The sequence below is a fragment of the Halorientalis regularis genome, from assembly GCF_023698535.1.
GTDB lineage: Archaea > Halobacteriota > Halobacteria > Halobacteriales > Haloarculaceae > Halorientalis > Halorientalis regularis.
Genome location: NZ_JALJCL010000005.1, coordinates 37,832 through 59,647, shown reverse-complemented (window position 1 = coordinate 59,647; position 21,816 = coordinate 37,832). Strand labels below are relative to the sequence as shown.

The following is a 21,816-nucleotide window of genomic DNA, read 5'->3' as shown; positions in this document are numbered from 1 at the left end:
CATGTTCGACGGACTGAAAGACAAGCTCAACAGCTTCAAAGAGAACGTCGAGGAGGAGGCCGAACCGGTCGAGGAGACCGCGGACGCCGACGCCGAGACGGAACCCGCGGACGCCGACCAGCCGGACGGGCGGGAAGAACCGGTCGAGGGCGAACCCGGGACGGAACCCGAACCCGAACCCGAGGCCGACGCGGACGACGGCGACAGCGACCGCGGGCTGATGGAGCGGGCGAAACTCGCGGCCACGGGCAAGGAAGTTATCGAGGAAGACGACCTCGAGGGCCCGCTGGAAGAGCTGGAGCTGGCGCTGCTCTCCTCGGACGTGGAGATGAGCGTCGCCCAGGAGATCCTGCGGGGCATCCGCGAGAACCTGATCGGCGAGACGCGCTCGAAGGTCAAGACCACGGGACTGGTGGTCGAGGAGGCGCTGCGTGACGCGCTGATCGACGTGATCAGCGTCGGGCAGTTCGACTTCGAGGAGCGAATCGCCGAGGCCGACAAGCCGGTCTCGATCATCTTCACGGGCGTCAACGGCGTCGGGAAGACGACGACCATCGCCAAGCTCTCCCAGTGGCTCGACGAGCGGGGCTATTCGACGGTGCTGGCCAACGGCGACACATACCGGGCCGGCGCGAACGAACAGCTCCAGCAACACGCCGACGCGCTGGACGAGCGGCTGATCTCCCACGAGCAGGGCTCGGACCCGGCGGCGGTCATCTACGACGCCGTCGAGTACGCCGAGGCCAACGACGTGGACGTGGTGCTGGGCGACACGGCCGGTCGGCTCCACACCAGCAACGACCTGATGGACCAGCTGGAGAAGATCGACCGCGTGATCGAGCCGGACATGACGATCTTCGTCGACGAGGCGGTGGCCGGGCAAGACGCCGTCAACCGCGCCCGGGAGTTCGACGACGCCGCCGCTATCGACGGCGCGGTCCTCACCAAGGCCGACGCCGATCCGCAGGGTGGCGCGGCTATCTCCATCGCACAGGTCACGGGCAAACCCATCCTCTTTCTCGGGACCGGGCAGGACTACGACGACCTCGAACCGTTCGACCCCGAGGTCATCGTCGACCGCCTGCTCGGCCACGACGAGGACGCCGAGGCCGGCGAAGCGGCGGCCTGACCTCACTCCTCGCGCCGTTCCGAAAGCCGTTCCCAGACACCCGTACAGCCGACCACGTCGTCGAGGTCGTCGAGGTGGTCGGGGCGCTCCTCCTGGCCGTCCGCCGCGTCGTCGCCCTCCGGGGCCGGCTCACCCGAGTCTGCCATACCACCGATACGAGCGACGCACGCAAAAGCGCCCGCCTGGCCCCCGCGTTCGCCTGTGCCCGCCGTAACCAGCAACAATTGCCGGGTAAACGACGACGGGACGGCGACTGGGCCGAACGGGACCGGTGGATTCCGTCGGGCGGTTTCGCCCGGTCGTACACGCGGGGTCTGTCAGGTCACCGGAACGTCACACGCGTCCCCGAGTAGACGGCCGCTGCCCGCCACTCGACCGCGTTCGTGAAATGGCACCGCGTCACACATAGCGGCAAGGTCTGACGGTTCCGGGCGGCACTGGCAGCAGCGTCCGGAAGGCGAGGGTCTACGTCCGTGTGTGGGAGTCACAGTCACACGCGGACGCACGGGAGTCGGTGCTGGAGTTCGGTCGGAACGTGACTGCGTTCGCCCGGAGGCACCATGAACACGGTCGAACGATGGAAACAGGAGAAACACCCGCTGGAGGTGGTCGCGGACGTCCGCGAGTACGCCGAGGCGGGGTTGACCTTCGACGAAATCGAGGCGCGAGCGGGTGACGGCGAGTGGGAACGGCTGAAGTGGGCCGGCATGTACGCCCACGGACGACAGCGCGGCTACTTCATGCTCCGGACGAAGGTGCCCGGCGGGCACCTGACCCCCGAGCAGGCCGAGGTCGTCGGCGAGGTGGCCGCGGAGTACGCCACCGCCCCCGAGGAGTACGGCGGTGCGAACCAGAACGAACTGTGGGGCGACGCCTTCCTCGACATCACGACCCGACAGGACATCCAGATGCACTGGATCGAACTCGAGGACGTGCCCGACATCTGGGAGCGGTACGGCGAGGTCGGACTGACGACGATCCAGGGGTGTGGCGACTCCGCCCGGAACGTGCTGGGCTGTCCGGCGGCCGGTCTGAACGACGACGAGTGTTTCGACGCCCAGCCCGTGGTCGACGCGATCACCGACTTCTTCACCGAGAACCGGGAGTACGCCAACCTCCCCCGGAAGTTCAAGATGACCGTCACCGGCTGTCGGGCCGACTGCGCCCAGTCACAGATCAACGACGTGGGGCTGACGCCCGCGCGGAAGGAAATCGACGGGCAGCCCCACTACGGCTTCCACGTCCGGGTCGGCGGCGGCCTCTCGGACGGTCCGCGGATGGCCTCGGACCTGGACGTGTTCGTCCCGCCAGAGGACGCCGTGGAGTTCTGTCGGGCCGTCGCGCAGACGTTCAAGGAACTGGGCGACCGGTCGAATCGGGGCGTCTGCCGGATGCGCTACCTCGTCGAACAGCTCGGGGCCGAGGCGTTCGAGGACGCCGTCCGGGACCGTTGTGCCGTCGCCCTCCCCGAGCGAGGGGCCGACCTGACCGAGGGATACCGCGGTGACCACGTCGGCGTCCACGACCAGCGCGAGGACGGGCTCCGGTACGTCGGGTTCAACGTCGTCGGCGGTCGGATGGGCGGCGACGAGTTCGCTGCCGCCGCCCGCGCCGCCCGCGAGTACGGCACCGACGAATCGACCGTCCGTCTGGCTACCGACCAGAGCTTCCTGCTCACCCACGTCCCCGAGGCGAACGTCGACGACCTGCTGGCGGAGCCGTTCGCCGCCGACTACCAGCCCGACCCCGGCCCGTTCGCGCGAGGCGCGGTCGGCTGCACGGGGAGCGAGTTCTGCAACTACGGCATCGTCGAGACGAAAAAACGGATCAAGCGGTGGGCGCGCGAACTCGACGAGCGCATCGACACCCCCGAGGACCTCGACGTGGTGCGGATGCACCTGTCGGGCTGTTCGGCCTCCTGTGCCCAGCCACAGATCGCCGACATCGGGTTCCGGGGCGAGACGGTGCAGGTGGGGCGTGAGCCGCGAGACGGGACCGGCGATTCGGCCCCGGACGAAGACGACGACATCGTCGAGGGGATGGACTTCGGCCTCGGCGGGAGCCTCGGGTCAGACAACGCCTTCCTCGACTGGGTGGAGACCGCGGTGCCAGCCGACGCCGTGATCCCCGCGCTCGAGGAACTGTTCGCGGCCTACGTCGACGAGCGCGAGGCGGGTGAGCGATTCTACGAGTGGACCCGTCGCGTCGGGAACGACCGCCTCCGGGGGATCATGCAGCGAGCGGACGCGAACGTCGCCGGCGGCGTCGCCCACGAGGAGGGGACTGCCGATGACTGACGACGCCGAGCCGCCCGCCGACGCCGCGCCCGAACTGGCCGAGGACGCGGCCGGCCGTGACGGTCCCCTCCCCGGCGTGCCCGGGGGTGGCGACGCCCATCGGAGCGACGGCGACGACTGCTGTACGACCGGCGAGTGTGGGTGTGGACGGTCGGCGGACGCTGCCGCGACCGACGGCGCGTCACCACGCCGGGCGGACGGCGGTGCGACGCCGGCCAACGTCGACGCCGACGGGAGCCTCGGTGACGTCGAGTTCACCGACCCCGCAGAGGGCGTCAGCCAGGACGTGGAGAACGGGCCGCCGGACGAGCGCGTGAACCCACCGGCGGGTGCCGAATTGGACACGCCCGGGTACGGCGTCCGCGCGGAGATGAACGACATCGAGACGCCCGACGAGAAGACCTGGTTCATGGAACTGGACGAGGCGGTCATCCAGGACGGCCGCTGTATCCAGTGTGGGACCTGCGTGGCGGCCTGCCCCTCCGACTCCATCGGCGTCGGCGAGGACGACCTGCCCGAACTCGTCAAGATGTGTACCGGCTGTTCGCTGTGCTGGGACTTCTGCCCCCGCGGCGGCCTGCGCTACGAGCGCCAGTGGAAGATCACCGGCGGCGAGGACAACGTGAAAGGCGCGGGCGACCCGATCACGGAGTTCTCCGCGCGAGTCGAGGACGACTGGCGGGCGGACGCACAGGACGGCGGACTGGTCACGTCGATTCTGATTCACCTGCTGGAAGCCGGCGAGATCGACGGCGCGTTGATCGCCACCGAGTCGGCGGACGAGCCCTGGAAGGCCGAGAGCTTCCTCGCGACGACGCCCGCGGAGTGCATCGCGAACGCCGGGAGCTTCTACAACCAGACGCTGGCGCTCGGCAACCTCGACCTCGACCGCTGGGCGCACAAACTCGACGTGCCCGTCGATGAAGCCTCGCTCGCCCTCGTGGGCACGCCCTGTGAAATCGAGGGGATCCGCGCCCTGCAGGACTTCGAGTGGGACTACGCCAGCCAGGAAGCCGGCGTCCGCGCCGTCGAGTACACCATCGCGCTGATGTGTACGAAGAACTTCAACTACCACCGGCTCATCGGCGAGCAACTGGAAGAGAAGCGGGGAATCGCCCCCGACGAGATCGGCAAACTCGACGTGCTCGACGGGGAGATGCGGGTCTACGACCACGACAGCGGCGAGATTCTGGTCGAAGACGTGGAGAGTTTCCACGACGCCGCGCTCAAGGGCTGTGACGAGTGCGCCGACTTCACCGGCTACGCCGCGGACCTCACCGTCGGCTCCGTGGGGTCGAGCGACGAGTACTCCAGCGTCATCGTCCGGACCGAGCGGGGGATGGAGGCCTGGGAACTGACCGAACCCGACCTGGACTACCACGACCTCGAGGACCGCGGGGCCATCGGCGGCCTCCAGTCCTGGGACAAGAAGAAAGCCTTCGAGTCGCTGGAGCGGCCGTTCGACCCCGACGCGCCGCGGTTCATCGACTACACCGACCACGCGGAGCAGTACGGGACGACGGTGAATCCACACGAGAGCGACCACTGAACGGTGCCGTCCCCCGGAGGCGCCTATCGACACGCTCTCCCTAGACGTCGGCCTGCTATTGGCACAGTTCGATCAGCCTCCCGAGCGGGTCCGGGATTCTCGTTGCGCTGCCCCTGAACCGAAGCAGTACCCTCGACTGTCCAGTAAGTTTATATTAGATGGGGGATAGAAAATCGACAACTGGGGTCGCGTAACGTCGACGCCGGAACGGGGAACGATACATGGGACTACGGGCATGGCTCGGTCGACGGAACGTCGAGAGACTGTTCCTGCTCACGTGGGTGCTGGTGAGTGCGATGGTCGTCTTTACTGTGGGGGTATACACCTACGAGATCCGTCCTATCGTGCGGATGTTACAGGTGACGACCGTTCTCGGATTACTGGCGGGGACGCTCGGATTCGCCGTGGTCCTCGACGCGCTCGGTCTCGGAAAGGCGATGGCTCTGACCTACGCGCTGTCCATGGGGATATTCGCGTATCTGCTCCTGTTCTCACCGTCTGGGTCCGCACTCGTCGACGGTCTGGACCGGCTCGTGTTCACCTCGGGGCCGTTCCGGGGTGCCGAAGTCGTAAGCATCGGAACAATCATGCTTCTCCCGCCAGCGATTCTCGCAGTTGGATCTCTGCTCGTTCTGGTCGTCCCGTGGACCTCTTTCAGGTCGGTCGGAAACGGCGGCTCGATTGCAGGGGCCAGTATCTATGCGATTGCACTCATCGCGGTGTTTTACTTCCCGCTTCACGTCTTCTACCTGGGTGATATCGTCTGGGCTCCGGCCTGTCGACCCGTCTCTCAATCATGCTATCTGCACCTCACTCTCGAGGTGACGCTTATCGCCCACATCGTCTCCCTGGTCATCTCACTGCCCGGTCTCTTCGGAGTCCTGTCAGCCCCTTCTGGTTCGGGACCGTCCGACGACAGGGGATCCGAACCGACCACCACCGATGAAACCGTTGCGGACTGGCCGATGGCGGGCCACGATACGGCGCGGACGGGGGCCGTTCCCGGGAAGGTCGGTCCGGTCTCCGAACCCGGGACGGCCTGGCAACGGCTTCCGGACGGGGGATCGGTCGCCGAGGCACCCGTCGTCGACGACGGGACGGTCTACGCCGTCTGTGACGACGACAGTCTGCTGGCCGTCGATCTGGAGTCCGGTGCGGTCGAGTGGACCGTCGACCTCGACGGCGAGGCATCGACGCCCCCGGTCGTCACGGACCGACTGGCCGTCGTCGGGACCGACGACGGCGTCGTAGCGGTCCACACGTCCGACGGCGAGGAACAGTGGACGGCCGCCGGTGAGATCACGTCGCTCGTCGCCGCCGACGAGATTTACGCCGGAACGACCGAGTCCGTGCTGTCCCTCTCGAAACACACCGGGCGACAGCAGTGGCGGACGGCCCTCGACGCACGTGTGACCGACCTCGCAGTGGGTGACGGGACCGTCTACGCCGCGACGCGGGACGGCATCGTGGCGGTCCCTGACGGTGACGGCGACGCACGATGGAGCGCGGATGCACCCGGTCGGACGCCACGTGTCAGCCTGGGATCGGTGGTCGTCGCGTCGGGTCGTGACGGCATCCGGGCACTGGACCCCGAGACGGGGGACGAACGGTGGTGTGACGAGACGAGCAGCGGGTCCTCCACCGTCGCCGTCGCACACGGGCGGGTGTACCAGACGACTGTGGAGGCCGTGCGAGCGCTCGACGAGGGGACAGGCGACCAGGAGTGGCGGACGCTCGTCGATGCGACGACGGGCCCGTCGGTCGTCGGGGAGACCCTCTACGTCGGAACCGACGGTGATATGGTCGCGCTCGATACCGCCGACGCCGGTGCTTACGAGTTCACACACCCGGTGGCCGGTGCGATGTCGGCTCCCGCTGTTGTGGGAAATGCGCTCGTCGTTCACGCTGCCGACGGCTCTGTGACCTGTGCCACTGGCGAACTCGCCCCGGCCAGCACGGCCGATGCGACTGCGGAGACGACTGTCGAATCGGACGCCGACGGGTCAGACTCGGAGCAGCACGACGAGGATCGGGAGGCGGAACCAACCGACGCCGACCGGGGGGCCGAACCCACAGATACGGAGCGAGACGAGGCGCCAGCGGCCACCGCCGAACCGACGACGACGGCCGAGCGATTCGCCGACGACTGTCCGGCGTTCGAGTTGGCACGGGTCCTCGACGACGAGGGGCCAGTCCACTTCTACGACGGGCGCTTCGTGGACGAGGTCGGCGTGACTGACGCCGGAGTATACGTCCTCGCGCCCGATATCGCCGCCGACGAGGCGGCACGGTCGGCGTTCACGGGTGCGGTTCGAGAGTGGCAGAGCATAAGCAAAAACCCGCACATAGCGACCGTCTACGGGAGCGACACGGAGCCGCGACCCTGGGTCGCGTTCGATTCCGGGACTGCGAGGCTCGACGAAGCGATAACGGATCTCGACGGGACCGACCGGTTCGAGGTCGTGAGTGACCTCGCCGAGGCGATCCGGACGGCGGGACTGTACAACTTCGCCCACGGCGGACTCACACCGGAGGCCGTGTTCCTGACCGACGGGGAGGACCGACCGGAGGCCACTGTCGCCGGTTGGGGCGTGCTTCGGGATGTCCGAACGACCACGGACGGATCGGTTCCACCGACGCCCTACACCGCCCCCGAGCAACTCGACGGGGACGACGCCGGCTCCCGGACCGACGTGTATCGGCTGGGTGCGATCGCGACACAAGTACTCACGGGCGACCGGACGGGCGAGCGGGTCGATCACCTCCCGAGAGCGATCCGTGACGGAACGTTGTGGCCGTCCGACGATGCGGAAGCGTTCCTCTCACCGCCCGTTGCCGAGGCGATCCGCGAGGCGATGGCGGTCGACCCCGACGAACGGATCGCGTCCCCCTACGACTTCAAGCGGCAACTCCGCGCCGCCATCGAGGGATGACCCGTGATTCCCCGAGACGGTCGGTTCGAAGAATGTCGTGGGCTTCGGTGCGTCCGCCCGAAACAAAGTCTTTAACGAACGAACCGCGTAGGGGGTAGCAAATGGTACTCGACGATCTGGGGAGTTCGCTCCGGGGGACGCTCGACGATCTCCGGGGGAAATCCCGCATCGACGAAGCGGACGTAGCGGAGGTGGTCAAGGAGATCCAGCGCTCCTTGCTCCAGGCCGACGTGGACACGGAGCTGGTGATGGAGCTGTCGGACAACATCGAACAGCGGGCCCTCGAAGAGGAACCGCCCAGCAGCACTTCCGCCCGCGACTGGGTGCTCCGAGTCGTCTACGAGGAGATGGTCGATCTGGTGGGCGACTCCACGGAGTTGCCCCTCGAAGAGCAGACCATCCTGCTCGCCGGCCTCTACGGGTCAGGGAAGACCACCACCGCGGCCAAGATGGCCTGGTGGTTCTCGAAGAAGGGCCTGCGCCCCGCGGTCATCCAGACCGACACCGACCGCCCCGGCGCGTACGACCAGGCCAAACAGATGGCCGAGAACGCCGAGGTCGACTTTTACGGCGACCCCGACGCCGAGGATCCCGTCGAGATCGCCGAGGCCGGCCTGGAGGAGACCCAGGAAGCCGACGTGCGCATCGTCGACACCGCCGGTCGTGACGGTCTGAACCAGGAACTCATCGAACAGATCGAGCGCATCGACGACGCCGTGAACCCCGACCGGAACCTGCTCGTGATCGACGCCGCGATGGGCCAGTCCGCCAAGGACCAGGCCCGCGAGTTCGAGGAGGCTATCGGCATCGACGGCGTCGCCATCACCAAGCTGGACGGGACGGCGAAAGGTGGCGGCGCGCTGGCGGCCGTCAACGAGACCGGCTCGTCCATCGCCTTCCTCGGGACCGGCGAGACGGTGCAGGACATCGAGCGGTTCGAGCCCTCCGGGTTCATCTCCCGCCTGCTCGGGATGGGCGACCTCAAACAGCTCACGGAGCGCGTCGAGCGCGCCATGGAGGAGACCCAGGACGAGGAGGACTGGGACCCCGAGGACCTGATGGAAGGGGAGTTCACCCTCCGGGACATGCGCCACCAGATGAAAGCCATGGACAACATGGGGCCGCTCGACCAGGTGATGGACATGATCCCCGGCATGGGCGGCGGGCTGATGGACCAGTTGCCCGACAACGCCATGGACGTGACCAAAGACCGGATGCGCTCTTTCGAGGTCATCATGGACTCGATGACCGAGGACGAACTCGAACACCCCCGCTCCATCGGGCAGAGCCAGATCAAACGCATCGCCAGGGGCTCGGGGACCAGCGAGGACCGCGTCCGCGAACTGCTCGAACAGCACAAGATGATGGCCAAGACCCTCAACCAGTTCCAGGGCATGGGCGACGCCGACATGGAGCGGATGATGAAACAGATGCAACAGGGCGGCGGCGGCCCCGGCGGCCCCGGCGGCGGCATGGGCGGCATGGGCGGCGGTGGCGGGCCGTTCGGCGACTAGAGCGACCGCGTTTTTCCGACGCTCGGAGTCAGATGCCGTTCAATACGTCTCGGCTGGCACGTTTAGCGTCTCGAACCGTCGACGCGGTCGGTGAGAACGGCGTCGTCGAGGATGTCGGCCATCGCCGCGATGTACGCGTCGTTCGAACCGACGCCCGCGTTCCCGCCCGTCCGGTCGTCGGCCCCGGCGAGGAGTTCGCCGGCGACGCGAGCGACTCCCTCGTCCACCTCTATCCGTGGACACCCGAGCAGGCGGTTCCGCACCTCCGCTCCGCTTCCGCCGTATCGCGCCGTGCCGTCGCCACACCGTAGTACGTTTCGGCGACGACCGGCGTCGGCAGCCACTGCATCTCTCCCCGCTCGACCAGTTTTGTCGCCTTGGCGAACGCGTCCGGATCGCTCGTCAGCAGGTCGAACAGGTACGACGAATCGAGAATCACGAGTCTTCGCCCTCGCTCTCGAAGGCACCACGAGCAGCGTCGAATCGACCACGGTCACGGCCCTGGAGATCGGAAACTGCTTCCTTCGCTTCGTCGGCCTCGTTTTCGACAAGGATACCCGCTACGGCTTCGGGATTCGGGCCCCGCGTCATCCGCCGGAGCGTCTCCTCCATCGTCTCGTCGTCCCGCCTGTGGCCACGCAACCACTCGTGGTATTCCTCCGAAACCCGGATCGTCTCGACCATGCGTATATCCGAATGTACGAGTTCGCAGAATTGAATTTCGCCTCGCTATCCCTCGAACCCCTCCTCCGCGGTTCGTCCCCCGAACCGGAACACACCGTCCCCCTGCACGACCTCGCCGTCGACTTCGACCCGCGAGTCCGCGCTCGTCCCATCGTATCAACTTCGATATCGATTCCACTAGACCCCGAAGCTCTGGAGCCACGATTCTGCCGTCGGTGGCTCCACGGTGTCGAACGTATTCGAAAACGAAGACGTTCGGTGTTTTACCTCACGAGAGTCACGTTCGATAGTACTCCGATTTCCGTGACGCGGTGTCCGAGATCGGCGCCCGAGTCGCTCCAGCGTGGCTCTGCGGTGGTGGGCGTTATCGACGAGGAAGGTTACCTGCTCGACCTGCTGTTTCCCGCGGAGTTCACGGAGACACAGCACGGTCAGTGGCGTGATCCTGGCCTAAAACGGCCGAAAGCGGAGGAATTCATCGGTCTCGGGATCGACGGCGTACAGCCAGTGTCGTTCGCCGCCGACCTGAATCACGGTCCCGTCGACCGCGATCTGATTCGGAGCTCCGTCGCTGGCTGGCTGTAGATCGGCCCTCTGAACCCAGTCGTGAACGGCAGTGCGACTTCGGTCGACACCAGAATCATCAAGAAACCATTTAGTATCTGAGAGTGACAGTTCGGCAAGCTGGAGCCGAATACCCACTTCAACTGCTCGGGTGTCGGCTCGCGCCCCACGAACTCCGAGCCGATCCACCCGGTAGACTCGCCGAAGCGGTCTCACTCGGCCACAGGCATCCGAACCGACGACCGCCTCACTCCTGACTTACCACGGCCTGACAGAGACGAACAAGATTGATGAACGGAATCGCGACTCGGAACCGAGAGCTCGTTAACTGTCGTGGCGGTTGGCTCGACCGTCCTGTGGCGGGTCCACTCACTCTTCGATGCGAAGGGTCGCATCGAGGACACCCTCGCGCAGGGTTCGTTCTTCGAGTTCGACCAACTCGTCCCGTGGGGTGTCGAGTGTCGCGAAGTGGTTCCCGGCCAGTTCACCGGCTGGACTCTTGAAGCAGGTCGGGCCACAGGGAACGAGAATCTCCTGTTCGTTCCGGTAACCCGGGTACAGTAGGAGGTCGCCGTACGACGGGTAGACGGTGTGGTTCTCGCGCGGGATCTCGGGAAGGTCGATCTCGTCGATGTTGATCCAGGCGGCGTGTCCGCTCCATCGAACGTGCATCAACTCGGTGTCGAGCGGCGTGAACTCCCTGACTGCGGCGACCGACTCCGGTGCCGCCTCGGGAAGCAACGTCGCCGACAGCACGTCGCCGTCGACGACCAGTTCCAGTTCGCTCATGCTGGTCGCTCCGGCGAGTGCACGATGGAGTCTTCGACTTGCGATACGATCGCTCTGCTCCGAATATGTGGGGTTGGCGTCATCTGTTGTGTCATCGGTGATCGGAATCTTCGTCGCTCGCGAGCGTGTACAGTGCTTCGGTGAGCAGGCTGGTGGTGACGGCACAGTCGTGCCAGTCGGTCCACTCGAGGGGGTTGTGCGAGTGGCCGCCGTCGGACGGGGCGAACAACAGGCCAGTGTCGGTGACGGTGGCGACCTGCATCGTGTCGTGACCGGCCCCAGAGTGTACGTCGGCGGTTTCGACGCCGAGTGACTGGCCGGCCTCGTGGAGTGCAGTTCGGCAGGTCGCAGCCATCTCTGCTGGCGGGACGTCGTAGGGGCGGTCGAGTGTCGTCTCGACACCGCGGTCGGTTTCGAGCGCCGTTAGTGTCTCCTCGGCACGAGTGACGAGACGATCGATCACGGGTTTCTCGACGTCACGGATGTCGATGCTGAACTCGACCTCGCCGGGGACGACGTTGACGACGCCGGGGTCGACCGACAGTTCACCGACCGTCGCGACGGTCGTCCCGGTACTCTCGGCTGCGGTTCGCGCCGCTCGCTCCACGGCGAGGACGAACTCGCTCGCGGCCGCGAGGGCGTCGGTTCGATCCGCCATCGACGTCGTGCCGGTGTGATCGGCGGTGCCCTCGATCGTCCCGTGCAGCCGGGTCGACCCGGCGATCGTCGTCACGACGCCGGCCGTGACTCCCATCTCTTCGAGTCGGTCGGTCTGTTCGACGTGGAGTTCCAGCCACGCGTGCCAGTCGCTGGCGTCGAGTCGCTCCTCACCGTGGAAGCCGATATCCGTCAGTGCTTCCCGGAGCGTCTCCCCGTCGTCCGTGCGGTCCAGCGCCGTCTCCGTCTCCGTGAGGCCGGCAGCGACCGACGACCCGAGGACGCCGTCCGCGAACCGCGTTCCCTCTTCACCGGTGAACGAGACGACCTGGATCGGCCGGGTCGGCGTAACGCCGGCCTCCTGCAGCGCTCGAACCGCCTCGAGGCCCGCGTAGACGCCGAGCGGGCCGTCGAAGATGCCTCCGAAGGGGACCGAATCGAGGTGACTCCCGACGGCGACCGGCGCGGCGGTCGGGTCACACCCCTCCGGGAGCCACGTGCCGGCGACGTTCCCGACGGCGTCGACGGAAACGTCCAGTCCGGCGACGATCATACGGTCGACCAGGTGTTCCCGGGCCCGCTGGTTCGGCTTCGTCCCCGGAAGCACCGTCCGGCCGCGCCCCTCGTCGGTCGGGACGGCACCGAACTGCGCGTTGTCCTCTATATCGCGCCTGAGGCGGTCGCCATCGATCGGGAACCGAGACGCTATCATGGGGCCAACCCGGCGGCCGCGCTCGTGACCGCGTGGCGCTCGCCGATTCGAATCGGTTCGGCTCGTCCCATCGTGGCCCGAGTCCCTGTGACCGTCACTCCGTTAACTCCCCCTGTAGGTCGTGTACCCGCCGGGGGACAGCAGGAGCGGGACGTGGTAGTGTTCGTCGGCATCGTCGACGACGAAGCGTACCGGAACCGTCTCCAGAAACGTCGACCCACTCGAGCGCTCACTGTAGTAGGTCCCGACGTCGAACTCCAGTTCGTAGGTGCCGGGCTCGATCTCCGTCTCCGTCAGGAGCGGGTCGTCGAGACGTCCGTCGTGGTTGGTGGTCCCCCGACTGATCGTCTCTGGGTCGCCGTCGGACGGGAGCCGTGTGAGCGTCACCACGACGCCCTCGGCCGGTCCCTCGCGGCTCGTGTCGAGGACGTGTGTCGTCAACCCCGCGCTCATTCTTGTCCAGCCTCCTCGAGGTCGCTGTGGTCCATCGAGAACTGCTGGAACCCGGTGGGTCGGGGCGGCTCACGGAGTACCTTCGCGTCACCCTCCAGATCGTCGCGAACCTTCAGCCAGGTCCGATTGTTCGCCTCGAAGCTGACGGACTCGAGCTGGGGGAACCGTTCGAGCGTGCGCTCGCCGATCCGGTAGATCAGGTCCTGAATCGAGTTCACGTCGAACTCGTCGAACACCACCTGTGCGATGTCCGACACCTGCTCGGGCGGGACGTACCGCTCTGGCTCCTCACCCAGCGCGTCGGCGGGCTCGGCGTACGTCCAGTAGATATCCAGACCCACGTACAGCGTCCGGTTCTCCCGCTCGGGCAGGGTCGTGTACTCGTCCTGGACGTAGCCGGTGAAGGAGTTGTCCTTCACTTTCACGAGTTCGATATCGGTCACGCCGCTTTTCTGCTCCTCGACGACCGGGCCGTCGTCGCCGCGGCTGAGGACGACGTGCCCGAATCCGGACTCACCCTCGGCGACACGGAAGACGAGGTCGCTCGGCTCGAACCCGTCGTCGCCGGGGACCATCCGCTCCTCGAACGGGAGTTCGTCGGCCGAGACTTGGACGGTCTCCATCTGTGGATAGGTCTCCAGGAACTCCTTCCCGACGAATTCGAGGAATCCTTCGACCGTTGCGCCCTCGTACTCACCCATGTGGTGGTGGACGAAGTTCTTCATCGTGTCCGTCGCGACCACCGCGCTGTTGTCGCCCTCGCTGAACGACGGCAGGAACTCCTCCCCTTCGACCTGGACGCGAACCTCCATGCCCAAGAGGGTGTTGTCGCGACCGTCGAACTCCGATTCCGGAATGGTTCGCACACCCTCCAGCGCGGGGGCGTAAGTCCGATAGACCGCGACATGTTCCTTCCCGTAGTTCATCGTCCGTTCCTGACCGGAACTGGGTCCGTCGTCTGCCATCCGTTATCGACCCCTCCGGGCGCGTCCGACGTGCGCTTTGCCGCTGTGCCGTCGCTTCACAGTTTGCGTTCTGCCTACCGTCATTGTCCGGTTCGACCTGCCCACGCAGGGTACAAAATATTTTGTCTTGTCCGTCTATCACACTCTGATCGTCCACGTTGCACAAATAAATACACAGTATTCGCCACGCTGTGGCAAAGGAACCAAAGGAATCGACAGAAAGGGCTCCGACAGCGTGGCCTCGCTACTGTGCCCACGTCGGGCGCGGATAGGTCGTGTAATCCGGGGACGAACCGACCGCCGGGACGAGACGGGGGCCGTCGCCGGGGAACTGTGCTACGCGAGCAGTTCTTCGAGACGTAACCGTGCGATCCGGTGAACCTGGTCCAGGGCGGTCCGAAACTCCGCTGCTTCCGTGTTCTCGATCCGGTCTTCCATGGCCGCCTGGATCACGTCCGGTGACTCGTCTTTGACGGCCATGATGAACGGGAAGCCAAAACGCTCTCGGTAGGTCTCGTTGAGTCGCTGGAACGTCTCGTACTGATCTGGCGAGAGCGAATCGAGACCGGCCGATGCCTGCTCCGCCTCGGAGGCGTCGGTCATCTCGGTGCGGTCGCCGAGGTCGGGATGTGCGCGCAGGAGTTCGAGTCGCTTCGATTCCGGTGCCTCACGGACGACACTCCGCATGGTCTCGTGGAGGTCGTCGACGGAATCGAACGGTCGGTCCGACCAGCTCCGCTCGGCGACCCACGGCGAGGTCTCGTAAATCCCGCCCAAGACCTCCACGAAGGCTCCCTCGTCGAGTCCGTTCAGGTCCTCGATCGTATATTCACTCATCAATCGGTAGTGACCACCCACTCGCCACTTAATCACTCGCATCGGCCTCCACTCGTACCAGCATCGGTGTCGGCCGTGGTAGCTGTGGCACAGATGTGTGCGCCTGTGTGTCGAGAGACACGCCAGTCCGGCCACCGACGCGCGTCGGCTGTATCCGGGAGAGATATCGAAATTATTTTCATTCTTCGGCCAATAACCATACGTATGATTGAATCTGGAACGACAATCGAGATACACATTCGAATATTATGTGTATTACCGAAGGTTTGAAATAATCTGGTTTGACAGTAGTTCCCATGGCAGGTTCCGAAACGAACGAGGGTAGTTCGGTCGTGCTGTACGATATCGAGGATCGACCACCGCTCGGGGAGGCGATACCGCTCGGCATCCAACACGTACTGGCGATGTTCCTGGGGAACGTCGCGCCCCCGTTGATCCTCGCGGGCGCGGTGGGGTCCGTCACGGGCGAGACGACGTTCCTGGTTCAGATGGCGTTGATCGTCGCCGGTGTGGCGACGCTCATCCAGGCGTTCCCGATCGGACCGGTCGGAGCGAAACTCCCCATCGTCATGGGAACGAGCTTCGCGTTCCTGGGGCCACTCATCGCAGTGGGGAACCAGTACGGACTCGCGGCAGTGTTCGGTGCGGCACTGATCGCCGCACCCGTGGAGATGGTCATGGGCGTCTCGCTGGACCGATTCCGGGAGTACTTCCCACCGCTCGTGACCGGCATCGTCGTGATGCTCATCGGACTGACGCTGATCCCGACCGGCATGAACTACGCGGCCGGGGCGTCAGCCGGGCCGTCGGCACCCGGGTACGGATCCTTCACGAACCTCGGACTCGCAGGATTGGTCCTGGTCGTGACCGTCGTCCTCAATCAGTTCTTCGAGGGATTTCTCCGAGTCATCAGTGTCTTCGTCGGCATCATCGTCGGATACGTCACCGCACTCGCGCTGGGCGTCGTCGACCTGTCGGCCGTCTCGTCGGCCGGGTGGGTGACCGTCCCCGTGCCGCTGAAGTACGGAATCGCCTTCGAGCCCAGCGCGATCGTCACCGTGGCGTTTCTCTACGTGATCACCGGCATGGAGACCATCGGTGACATCTCCGGGACCGTCTCCGCCACGGGCCGGGACGCAACTCAAAAGGAGATGCGCGGCGGCCTCCTCGCCGACGGCGTGATGAGCGCGTTCGGGGCGATCTTCAACGCGCTCCCCAACACGTCGTTCTCACAGAACGTCGGGCTCGTCAACTTCACGGGCGTCGCGAGTCGCTACGTCGTCGGCATCGGCGGGGTCGTCCTGCTGGTGCTCGGGTTCGTTCCGAAAGTGGGCGCCGTGGTCTCCGCGATGCCCGACGCGGTCCTGGGTGGCGGCGCGTTGATCCTGTTCGCGATGATCTTCTCGTCGGGGGCTCGGATCATCACGCAGAACGTCACGCTCGACCACCGCAACTCGACTATCCTCGCACTGTCGATGGCGCTGGGCCTCGGCGTCGCGTTCCGACCCGAAATCCTCCAGCAGTTCCCCACTGAGATTCAGACGCTGTTCGGCTCCGCGCTCGTGACCGGCGGCTTCACCGCGCTGGTGCTCAACGTCGTGATACCCGGCGGTGGCGTCGGTTCGGGGCCGACCGAGCACACCACCGGGCTCGCGCCCGAGACGCCGACCAACATGGAGGAGGACATCCCCGACCCGGCGCCCTCCCCCGACGACGACTGAGTCCCGGCACACGGAGCACGACACCTCCGACACACCCGGACACGCCCGCTGTGTGGGTCGAAGCTATGAAGATTCACGATGGAGTTGGCTCCCCCTATGAGACCGATTCACGATGCAGACAGCGGGAACCGCGGTCAGGTGGCCGGCGTCGTCGGTCGCTCCCCCCGGACCGCTGTCGCTTTCGAGAGTCCCGTCGAGCGCACGTCCATTCCGGGAGCCGACCGAACGGGGCGCCACTCGTAACCGATGGCCGGCATCGATACGCTGCTCACCGGCGGGACGGTCGTGACGGCCGAGACCACCGTCGACGCCGCGGTCGGCATCGACGACGGGACTATCGTCGGCGTGGCAAAAGAACGCATCTTCCCCGAGGCGGACCGTCGGATCGACGTCGACGGCAACCTCGTCCTCCCCGGCATCGTCGACCCGCACGTCCACATCGCCGGCTACAACTCGATCGACTCGTACGAGACCGGCTCGAAAGCCGCCGCTGCCGGCGGCGTCACGACCTTCATGAACTTCGCGTGGCAAGGGTGGGACGACGGCGACTGGGACACGACGGCGTCCCTGTCCGATGCCGTCGAACGCCACCGCGATCAGGCGGCCCCCGTCATCGATTACGGTCTGCACCCCGTCATAACGCGAGAGACGGCTGCGGTCCTCGACGAACTGCCCGAACTCGTCGACGACGGCGTGACCTCGTTCAAAATGTTCACGACCGACGACATCCGGCTGTCCAACGGGTTCATCGGGGAGGTGTTCCAAACACTCGCGGACCTGGGGGCCGTTGGGATGGTCCACACCGAAGACTACGCCGTCTGTGAGCAGCGCACAGAGGCGGTGAAGTCGACGCCGTCCGGCGAGTCACCCGCCAGCTATCCACGGTCACGACCCGACTACGCCGAGGCGATGGCAGCCGACTCGGTCGCGCGACTGGCCGCCGCCGCCGACGCGAAGTACTACGGGGTCCACACGACATCGGAAGCGGCCGCCGACGCGATAGCGTCGGTACGGACCGACGGCTCGAACGTCAGAGCCGAGACCTGTACGCACTACACCGTCTTCGACGAGTCGCTGTACGAACGCCTCGGGAACCGCGCCATCATGTCCCCACCGCTCCGGACACAGCACGATATCGACGCCCTGTTCGAGCGCCTCCGGGACGGGACGCTCTCGGTCGTCTCGACCGACCACGTCCCGCTCCCGCGCAGTCGCAAGGAGGGCGGTCCCTGGTGGGAGAGTGCGTTCGGCGTCAACGGCCTCCAGCGCAGTCTCCCTGTGTTCCACGACGAAGCCGTCACTCGACGCGACTTCTCCTATCCCGAACTCGTCGAACTCATGTGTACCAACCCGGCGCGCACGTTCGGTCTCCCGAAGAAGGGCCGGATCGAACCCGGCGCCGACGCCGATCTCGTGGTGTTCGACCCCGACGAGACCTACACGATCTCGGCGGAGCGCAACCACTCGAACGCGGATTACTCGATCTACGACGGCCGGGCGGTAACGGGACGGGTCCAGCAGACGTTCGTCCGTGGAACGTTGGTCGCTGACGATGGCGAGATCGTCGCCGAACCGGGCCACGGTGAGTTCCGACGCCGTGTGCTACCAGGCTGGGACTGACGGAACCGCGGCTCAGTTCGACTGCTCTTTCATCTGTCTGGTGATGTACCCGGAGATACGGTTGCGGACGCGTCTGGACTCGACTTCGGTCAGGTTCGCCACACGGTGTTTGTTCTCCTCGAAATCGTCGGTGAACCGATCCGGGTGGCGCTGTATGAGCGTCTCTCCGATGTCGATGATCTCCTCGGAATCCAGCGTCACGTTCTTCGGTTGCTCGGCATCGCGGATAGTTCTTTCGCGTCGTCAAAGGCGGGGAACCGCCGGACGGACCGATTACTCGGCGTCGAGTGCGGCCCTGATCTTCTCGGCAGTGATCGGGAGGTCGTCGATGCGAACACCGACTGCGTCACGGATCGCGTTGCTCAACGCTGGCGGCACGCCGTTGGTCGGAATCTCGGCGACGGCTTTCGCCCCGAACGGCCCGCTCGGTTCGTGCGTCTCCACGAAGATGGGCGTCAGTGGCGGCTGGGTGTCGGCTTTCGGGATGCCGTAATCGCCGAACCCGACGACCTCGGGCTGGCCGTCGTCGTCGAACGAGAAGCCACTGCCCACGGCCAACTCGTAGCTCATGTGCATCGCCCCGGTCACCTGTCCCTCGGCGAGGTCGGGATTGATGACGGTCCCACAGTCGATGGCGTACACGAGGTCGTGGACCTCGAACTCCCCGGTCCGCTCGTCGACGGTGACGTCGGCGAACTGGGCGCCGAACGGTGGGGGTGATTCGGGCGTGCTGTGGCTCGCCTCGCCCATCACTTGCGCCCGTTCCTCGTCGCCGTAGATGGACTCGTATCCGATCTCCTTGAGCGAGACCGACTCGCCGGACCGCTCGGCGTACACCGCGCCGTCGCGGGCGGTGAGCGTCTCGCGGGGCTCCCCGAGCAGTCGTGCGGCGAAGTCGAACAGTTGTTCGCGGGCGTCCTGGGCCGCCTTCTTCACCGCCGTGCCCGTCACGTACGTCGTCGAGGAGGCGTAGGCCCCGTAATCGAACGGGGAGATGTCGGTATCCGAGGGCTGGACGAGGACGTCCTCGGGCGGGGCGCCGAGGATTTCGGCCGCGATCTGTGCCATCGCAGTGTCGGCACCCGTTCCGATGTCCACGGCACCCGTCTGGAGGATGAACGAACCGTCTTCGTTCATCTTGATGTGTGCGGCGCCGAGTTCGTCGTTCGGAACGCCGCTGCTCTGGATCGTCAGCGCGGCGCCGATGCCCCGGTGAAGGTGGGGCGCGTCCGGCTGTTCGACGTCGCCCCAGCCGATCGCCCGTTTCCCCCGTTCGATGCACTCGTCGAGACCACACGACCGGATCCGGCGGCCTCCGCCTCTGATCTCCCCGTCGCCTTCCTTGAGGATGCTCGAAGCGACGTCGAGGTCGCCTTCCCCGATGACGTTCCGGGCGCGGAATTCGAGTGGATCCATCCCGAGCTCACGGGCGACCGCGTCCATGTGTCCCTCCAGTGCGAAGTGGCCCTGCGGTGCGCCGTAGCCCCGCATCGCGCCGGCGACGGGGCGGTTCGTGTGCGCGGCGGTCATCTCGAGTCGGATGTTGGGTGTGTGGGTGTACAGGGCCAGCTGTTTCTTGCCGATGGCACCGGACGCCGTCAGTCCGTGGGACCCGTACGCGCCGGAGTTCGTGAGCACGGACATGTCGATCGCTTCGAGGTCACCCTCGTCGGTCACGACGCTGCGGACCGTGATCGAGGCGGGCCGACGGACCCGCATCGCGTGGAACTCCTCTTTCCGTGTCGCCTCCAGTTTGACCGGGCGGTCGATCGCCATCGTGAGCGCCAGCGCGATCGGTTCGAGGACGATGGACTGTTTGCCGCCGAAGCCGCCACCGATACGCGGTTTGGTCACACGGATATCCCGAATCGGCACGTCGAACAGCCGTGCCAGCTGTCGCCGTGCGTGATAGGGGACCTGCGTGCTCGTGACGAAGTGGTACCGGTCGTCCTGATCGCGCCGTGCGATGGTGGTGTGCGGTTCGCCGACGCAGTGGGACTGGTGTGGCGTCGCCCACTCCGTCTCGACGACCGTCAGGTCCGACCGGTCGGCCGCTGCCTCGAAGGCGCCATCGACGTCGCCGATCTCGCCCTCGGCGTGGGCCTCGATGTTCCGCTCGTAGTCGGCACCGGGCTGGTGGTTCTCGACGCTCTCGGGGTCGTGGATCCGCGGTGCGTCCGGTTCGATCGCCGCCTCGGCGTCCAGCACGGCGTCGCGTTCGTCGTAGCTGACCTCGATGGCCTGCACGGCGGCTCTGGCGGTCGCGACGTCTTCGGCGGCGACGGCGGCGATCGGATCGCCGACGTACCGGACCCGTTTGCGCAGGACGCGCAGGTCGTACGGTGACGGCTCGGGATAGGACTGGCCCGCCGAGGTGTAGGGATCGTTCGGCACCTCGGCCGAGTCGGGTGTGATGACGGCGTAGACACCGTCCATCTCCTCGGCGGCGCTCGTGTCAAGTTCCGTGACCACGCCGTGGGCGATCTCCGAGCGGAGTACTTTCCCTGCCGCGAGGTCCGGGAACTCCCGGGCGTAATCCGCCGTGTACTTCGCCTCCCCGGTGACGATCTTCCGCGCGTCGGCTTTCTCCTCGCGACTCGACACGGCGGTGAGTTCGTCGGGGCCCCGCCTGTTGTCCGGCCCTTCCTCGAACTCCACGGGTGGTGCGGCGTCGGTCTGGGACGCCCCGTCCGGCGTCGACTCCTCGTCTCCCTCTTCCGTCCGACTCATTCGCCGTCACCACCGGGACAGTCACTGCAGCCCACACACGATCGGTTCGACGAGACGGGACGGCCGCCGTCGGAGACCACCGCCCCATCGTTCGACAGCCGCATCGCGGCGTCCTGGACCGCGTCGACGATCTTCTCGTAGCCGGTGCAGCGACAGATGTTACCCGACAGTGCCTCCCGGATCTCCCGCTCGTCGGGCTCGGGATTCGATTCGAGTAACTGCGTCACGCGCATGATCATCCCGGGAATGCAGAAGCCACACTGCAGCGCCGCGTTGTCGACGAAGGCAGCCTGGACGGGATGCAGTTCGTCCTGCGTTCCCAGGTTCTCGATGGTCTCGACGGTCGCACCCTCCACGCGAGCGACCGGCTGGAGACACGACTTCACCGGCTCCCCGTCGACGGCGACGGTACAGAATCCGCAGTCACCCGTTCCACAGCCGCGTTTCGTCCCCGTGTAGCCGGCACCTCGAAGCGCGTCGAGCAGCGTGTCCGACTGGGCCGCGGTGAGCGTTACGTCTTCGCCGTTCAGCGTGAGTTCGACGTCCATGGGTGTCCCGTCAGCGACCCCCTTCGAGAGCGCCGTTGCGGTCTCGGTCGTGGATCGGGACACGCAGCGGGCCAACTCTTCCCGCCGACGTCGCGTCCGTACTCGATATTCCTA

General features: G+C 66.1%; 19 protein-coding genes and 1 pseudogene. 7 read left to right on the top strand and 13 right to left on the bottom strand.

Annotated features, from left to right (window positions below; all coding sequences use genetic code 11):
- Nucleotide 1: 1 nt before the first annotated feature.
- Nucleotides 2–1,129: a signal recognition particle-docking protein FtsY gene (ftsY, locus tag MU521_RS07670; protein WP_092690646.1), complete on the top strand. Its 1,128-nt coding sequence runs from the start codon at nt 2–4 to the stop codon at nt 1,127–1,129.
- A gap of 2 nt (nt 1,130–1,131) precedes the next feature.
- Here the strand turns inward: ftsY and MU521_RS07665 are convergent, their stop codons facing one another.
- Nucleotides 1,132–1,275 carry a DUF8595 family protein gene (locus MU521_RS07665; protein WP_175452823.1) on the bottom strand — a complete coding sequence of 48 codons (144 nt, stop codon included), beginning with the start codon at nt 1,273–1,275 and terminating at the stop codon, nt 1,132–1,134.
- Nucleotides 1,276–1,689: 414 nt separating this feature from the next.
- Between MU521_RS07665 and MU521_RS07660 the strand changes: the two genes are divergently transcribed.
- From MU521_RS07660 to MU521_RS07645, 4 genes are all read left to right on the top strand, one after another.
- Nucleotides 1,690–3,426 carry a nitrite/sulfite reductase gene (locus MU521_RS07660; RefSeq protein WP_092690649.1) on the top strand — a complete coding sequence of 579 codons (1,737 nt, stop codon included), beginning with the start codon at nt 1,690–1,692 and terminating at the stop codon, nt 3,424–3,426.
- Nucleotides 3,419–4,975 (top strand): Coenzyme F420 hydrogenase/dehydrogenase, beta subunit C-terminal domain, encoded by a 1,557-nt coding sequence (locus MU521_RS07655; RefSeq protein WP_092690652.1) that lies wholly within the window; start codon nt 3,419–3,421, stop codon nt 4,973–4,975. The genes MU521_RS07660 and MU521_RS07655 overlap by 8 nt, the downstream gene beginning before the upstream one ends.
- A 221-nt stretch (nt 4,976–5,196) precedes the next feature.
- Complete coding sequence (locus MU521_RS07650; RefSeq protein WP_092690654.1) at nt 5,197–7,908, top strand: outer membrane protein assembly factor BamB family protein; 2,712 nt, start codon at nt 5,197–5,199, stop codon at nt 7,906–7,908.
- Nucleotides 7,909–8,009: 101 nt separating this feature from the next.
- On the top strand, nt 8,010–9,422 hold the full coding sequence (locus MU521_RS07645; RefSeq protein WP_092690657.1) for a signal recognition particle protein Srp54: 1,413 nt from the start codon (nt 8,010–8,012) through the stop codon (nt 9,420–9,422).
- A gap of 62 nt (nt 9,423–9,484) precedes the next feature.
- Here MU521_RS07645 and MU521_RS07640 read toward each other — a convergent pair whose 3' ends face one another.
- From MU521_RS07640 to uraD, 9 genes and pseudogenes are all read right to left on the bottom strand, one after another.
- Entirely contained in the window at nt 9,485–9,649 is a 165-nt protein-coding gene (locus MU521_RS07640) for a hypothetical protein (RefSeq protein WP_245681159.1), read from the bottom strand.
- A 2-nt stretch (nt 9,650–9,651) separates the two neighbouring features.
- Entirely contained in the window at nt 9,652–9,861 is a 210-nt protein-coding gene (locus MU521_RS07635; RefSeq protein ID WP_245681160.1) for a PIN domain-containing protein, read from the bottom strand.
- Nucleotides 9,858–10,106: a hypothetical protein gene (locus tag MU521_RS07630; RefSeq protein WP_092690659.1), complete on the bottom strand. Its 249-nt coding sequence runs from the start codon at nt 10,104–10,106 to the stop codon at nt 9,858–9,860. The genes MU521_RS07635 and MU521_RS07630 overlap by 4 nt, the downstream gene beginning before the upstream one ends.
- Nucleotides 10,107–10,283: 177 nt before the next feature.
- A pseudogene (locus MU521_RS07625) lies at nt 10,284–10,855 on the bottom strand (transposase domain-containing protein).
- A gap of 184 nt (nt 10,856–11,039) precedes the next feature.
- The gene (locus tag MU521_RS07620) at nt 11,040–11,459 is read right to left on the bottom strand and encodes a DUF3830 family protein (protein WP_092690661.1); all 420 of its coding nucleotides are present in this window, start codon (nt 11,457–11,459) and stop codon (nt 11,040–11,042) included.
- A 91-nt stretch (nt 11,460–11,550) separates the two neighbouring features.
- A complete protein-coding gene (locus MU521_RS07615) occupies nt 11,551–12,828 on the bottom strand; it encodes a Zn-dependent hydrolase (RefSeq protein ID WP_092690664.1) in 1,278 nt (425 codons plus the stop codon).
- A gap of 102 nt (nt 12,829–12,930) precedes the next feature.
- A complete protein-coding gene (gene uraH, locus MU521_RS07610; protein ID WP_092690667.1) occupies nt 12,931–13,281 on the bottom strand; it encodes a hydroxyisourate hydrolase in 351 nt (116 codons plus the stop codon).
- Entirely contained in the window at nt 13,278–14,246 is a 969-nt protein-coding gene (pucL, locus tag MU521_RS07605; protein WP_245681161.1) for a factor-independent urate hydroxylase, read from the bottom strand. Before pucL ends, uraH begins: the two co-directional genes overlap by 4 nt.
- Before the next feature lie 336 nt (nt 14,247–14,582).
- Entirely contained in the window at nt 14,583–15,083 is a 501-nt protein-coding gene (gene uraD, locus MU521_RS07600; protein WP_092690670.1) for a 2-oxo-4-hydroxy-4-carboxy-5-ureidoimidazoline decarboxylase, read from the bottom strand.
- 296 nt (nt 15,084–15,379) lie between these two features.
- On the opposite strand from uraD, the gene MU521_RS07595 reads away from it, so the two are divergent.
- Nucleotides 15,380–16,804, top strand: a complete 1,425-nt coding sequence (locus tag MU521_RS07595; RefSeq protein ID WP_092690672.1) for a uracil-xanthine permease family protein — start codon at nt 15,380–15,382, stop codon at nt 16,802–16,804.
- A 246-nt stretch (nt 16,805–17,050) separates the two neighbouring features.
- Nucleotides 17,051–18,424, top strand: a complete 1,374-nt coding sequence (locus MU521_RS07590) for a dihydroorotase (protein WP_092690675.1) — start codon at nt 17,051–17,053, stop codon at nt 18,422–18,424.
- Between the two features lie 12 nt (nt 18,425–18,436).
- Here MU521_RS07590 and MU521_RS07585 read toward each other — a convergent pair whose 3' ends face one another.
- From MU521_RS07585 to MU521_RS07575, 3 genes are all read right to left on the bottom strand, one after another.
- A complete protein-coding gene (locus MU521_RS07585) occupies nt 18,437–18,625 on the bottom strand; it encodes a 30S ribosomal protein S17e (RefSeq protein WP_092690678.1) in 189 nt (62 codons plus the stop codon).
- Between the two features lie 72 nt (nt 18,626–18,697).
- Nucleotides 18,698–21,154 carry a xanthine dehydrogenase family protein molybdopterin-binding subunit gene (locus MU521_RS07580; protein WP_092690681.1) on the bottom strand — a complete coding sequence of 819 codons (2,457 nt, stop codon included), beginning with the start codon at nt 21,152–21,154 and terminating at the stop codon, nt 18,698–18,700.
- Nucleotides 21,151–21,702 carry a (2Fe-2S)-binding protein gene (locus MU521_RS07575; protein WP_092690797.1) on the bottom strand — a complete coding sequence of 184 codons (552 nt, stop codon included), beginning with the start codon at nt 21,700–21,702 and terminating at the stop codon, nt 21,151–21,153. Before MU521_RS07575 ends, MU521_RS07580 begins: the two co-directional genes overlap by 4 nt.
- Between the last annotated feature and the right edge of the window lie 114 nt (nt 21,703–21,816).

Bases quoted from the DNA above. Each gene is read 5' to 3' on its own strand.
- ftsY (WP_092690646.1), top strand. From the start codon at position 2: ATGTTCGACGGACTGAAAGACAAGCTCAACAGCTTCAAAGAGAACGTC.
- MU521_RS07665 (WP_175452823.1), bottom strand. From the start codon at position 1,275: ATGGCAGACTCGGGTGAGCCGGCCCCGGAGGGCGACGACGCGGCGGAC.
- MU521_RS07660 (WP_092690649.1), top strand. From the start codon at position 1,690: ATGAACACGGTCGAACGATGGAAACAGGAGAAACACCCGCTGGAGGTG.
- MU521_RS07655 (WP_092690652.1), top strand. From the start codon at position 3,419: ATGACTGACGACGCCGAGCCGCCCGCCGACGCCGCGCCCGAACTGGCC.
- MU521_RS07650 (WP_092690654.1), top strand. From the start codon at position 5,197: ATGGGACTACGGGCATGGCTCGGTCGACGGAACGTCGAGAGACTGTTC.
- MU521_RS07645 (WP_092690657.1), top strand. From the start codon at position 8,010: ATGGTACTCGACGATCTGGGGAGTTCGCTCCGGGGGACGCTCGACGAT.
- MU521_RS07630 (WP_092690659.1), bottom strand. From the start codon at position 10,106: ATGGTCGAGACGATCCGGGTTTCGGAGGAATACCACGAGTGGTTGCGT.
- MU521_RS07620 (WP_092690661.1), bottom strand. From the start codon at position 11,459: ATGAGCGAACTGGAACTGGTCGTCGACGGCGACGTGCTGTCGGCGACG.
- MU521_RS07615 (WP_092690664.1), bottom strand. From the start codon at position 12,828: ATGATAGCGTCTCGGTTCCCGATCGATGGCGACCGCCTCAGGCGCGAT.
- uraH (WP_092690667.1), bottom strand. From the start codon at position 13,281: ATGAGCGCGGGGTTGACGACACACGTCCTCGACACGAGCCGCGAGGGA.
- pucL (WP_245681161.1), bottom strand. From the start codon at position 14,246: ATGGCAGACGACGGACCCAGTTCCGGTCAGGAACGGACGATGAACTAC.
- uraD (WP_092690670.1), bottom strand. From the start codon at position 15,083: ATGAGTGAATATACGATCGAGGACCTGAACGGACTCGACGAGGGAGCC.
- MU521_RS07595 (WP_092690672.1), top strand. From the start codon at position 15,380: ATGGCAGGTTCCGAAACGAACGAGGGTAGTTCGGTCGTGCTGTACGAT.
- MU521_RS07590 (WP_092690675.1), top strand. From the start codon at position 17,051: ATGGCCGGCATCGATACGCTGCTCACCGGCGGGACGGTCGTGACGGCC.
- MU521_RS07580 (WP_092690681.1), bottom strand. From the start codon at position 21,154: ATGAGTCGGACGGAAGAGGGAGACGAGGAGTCGACGCCGGACGGGGCG.
- MU521_RS07575 (WP_092690797.1), bottom strand. From the start codon at position 21,702: ATGGACGTCGAACTCACGCTGAACGGCGAAGACGTAACGCTCACCGCG.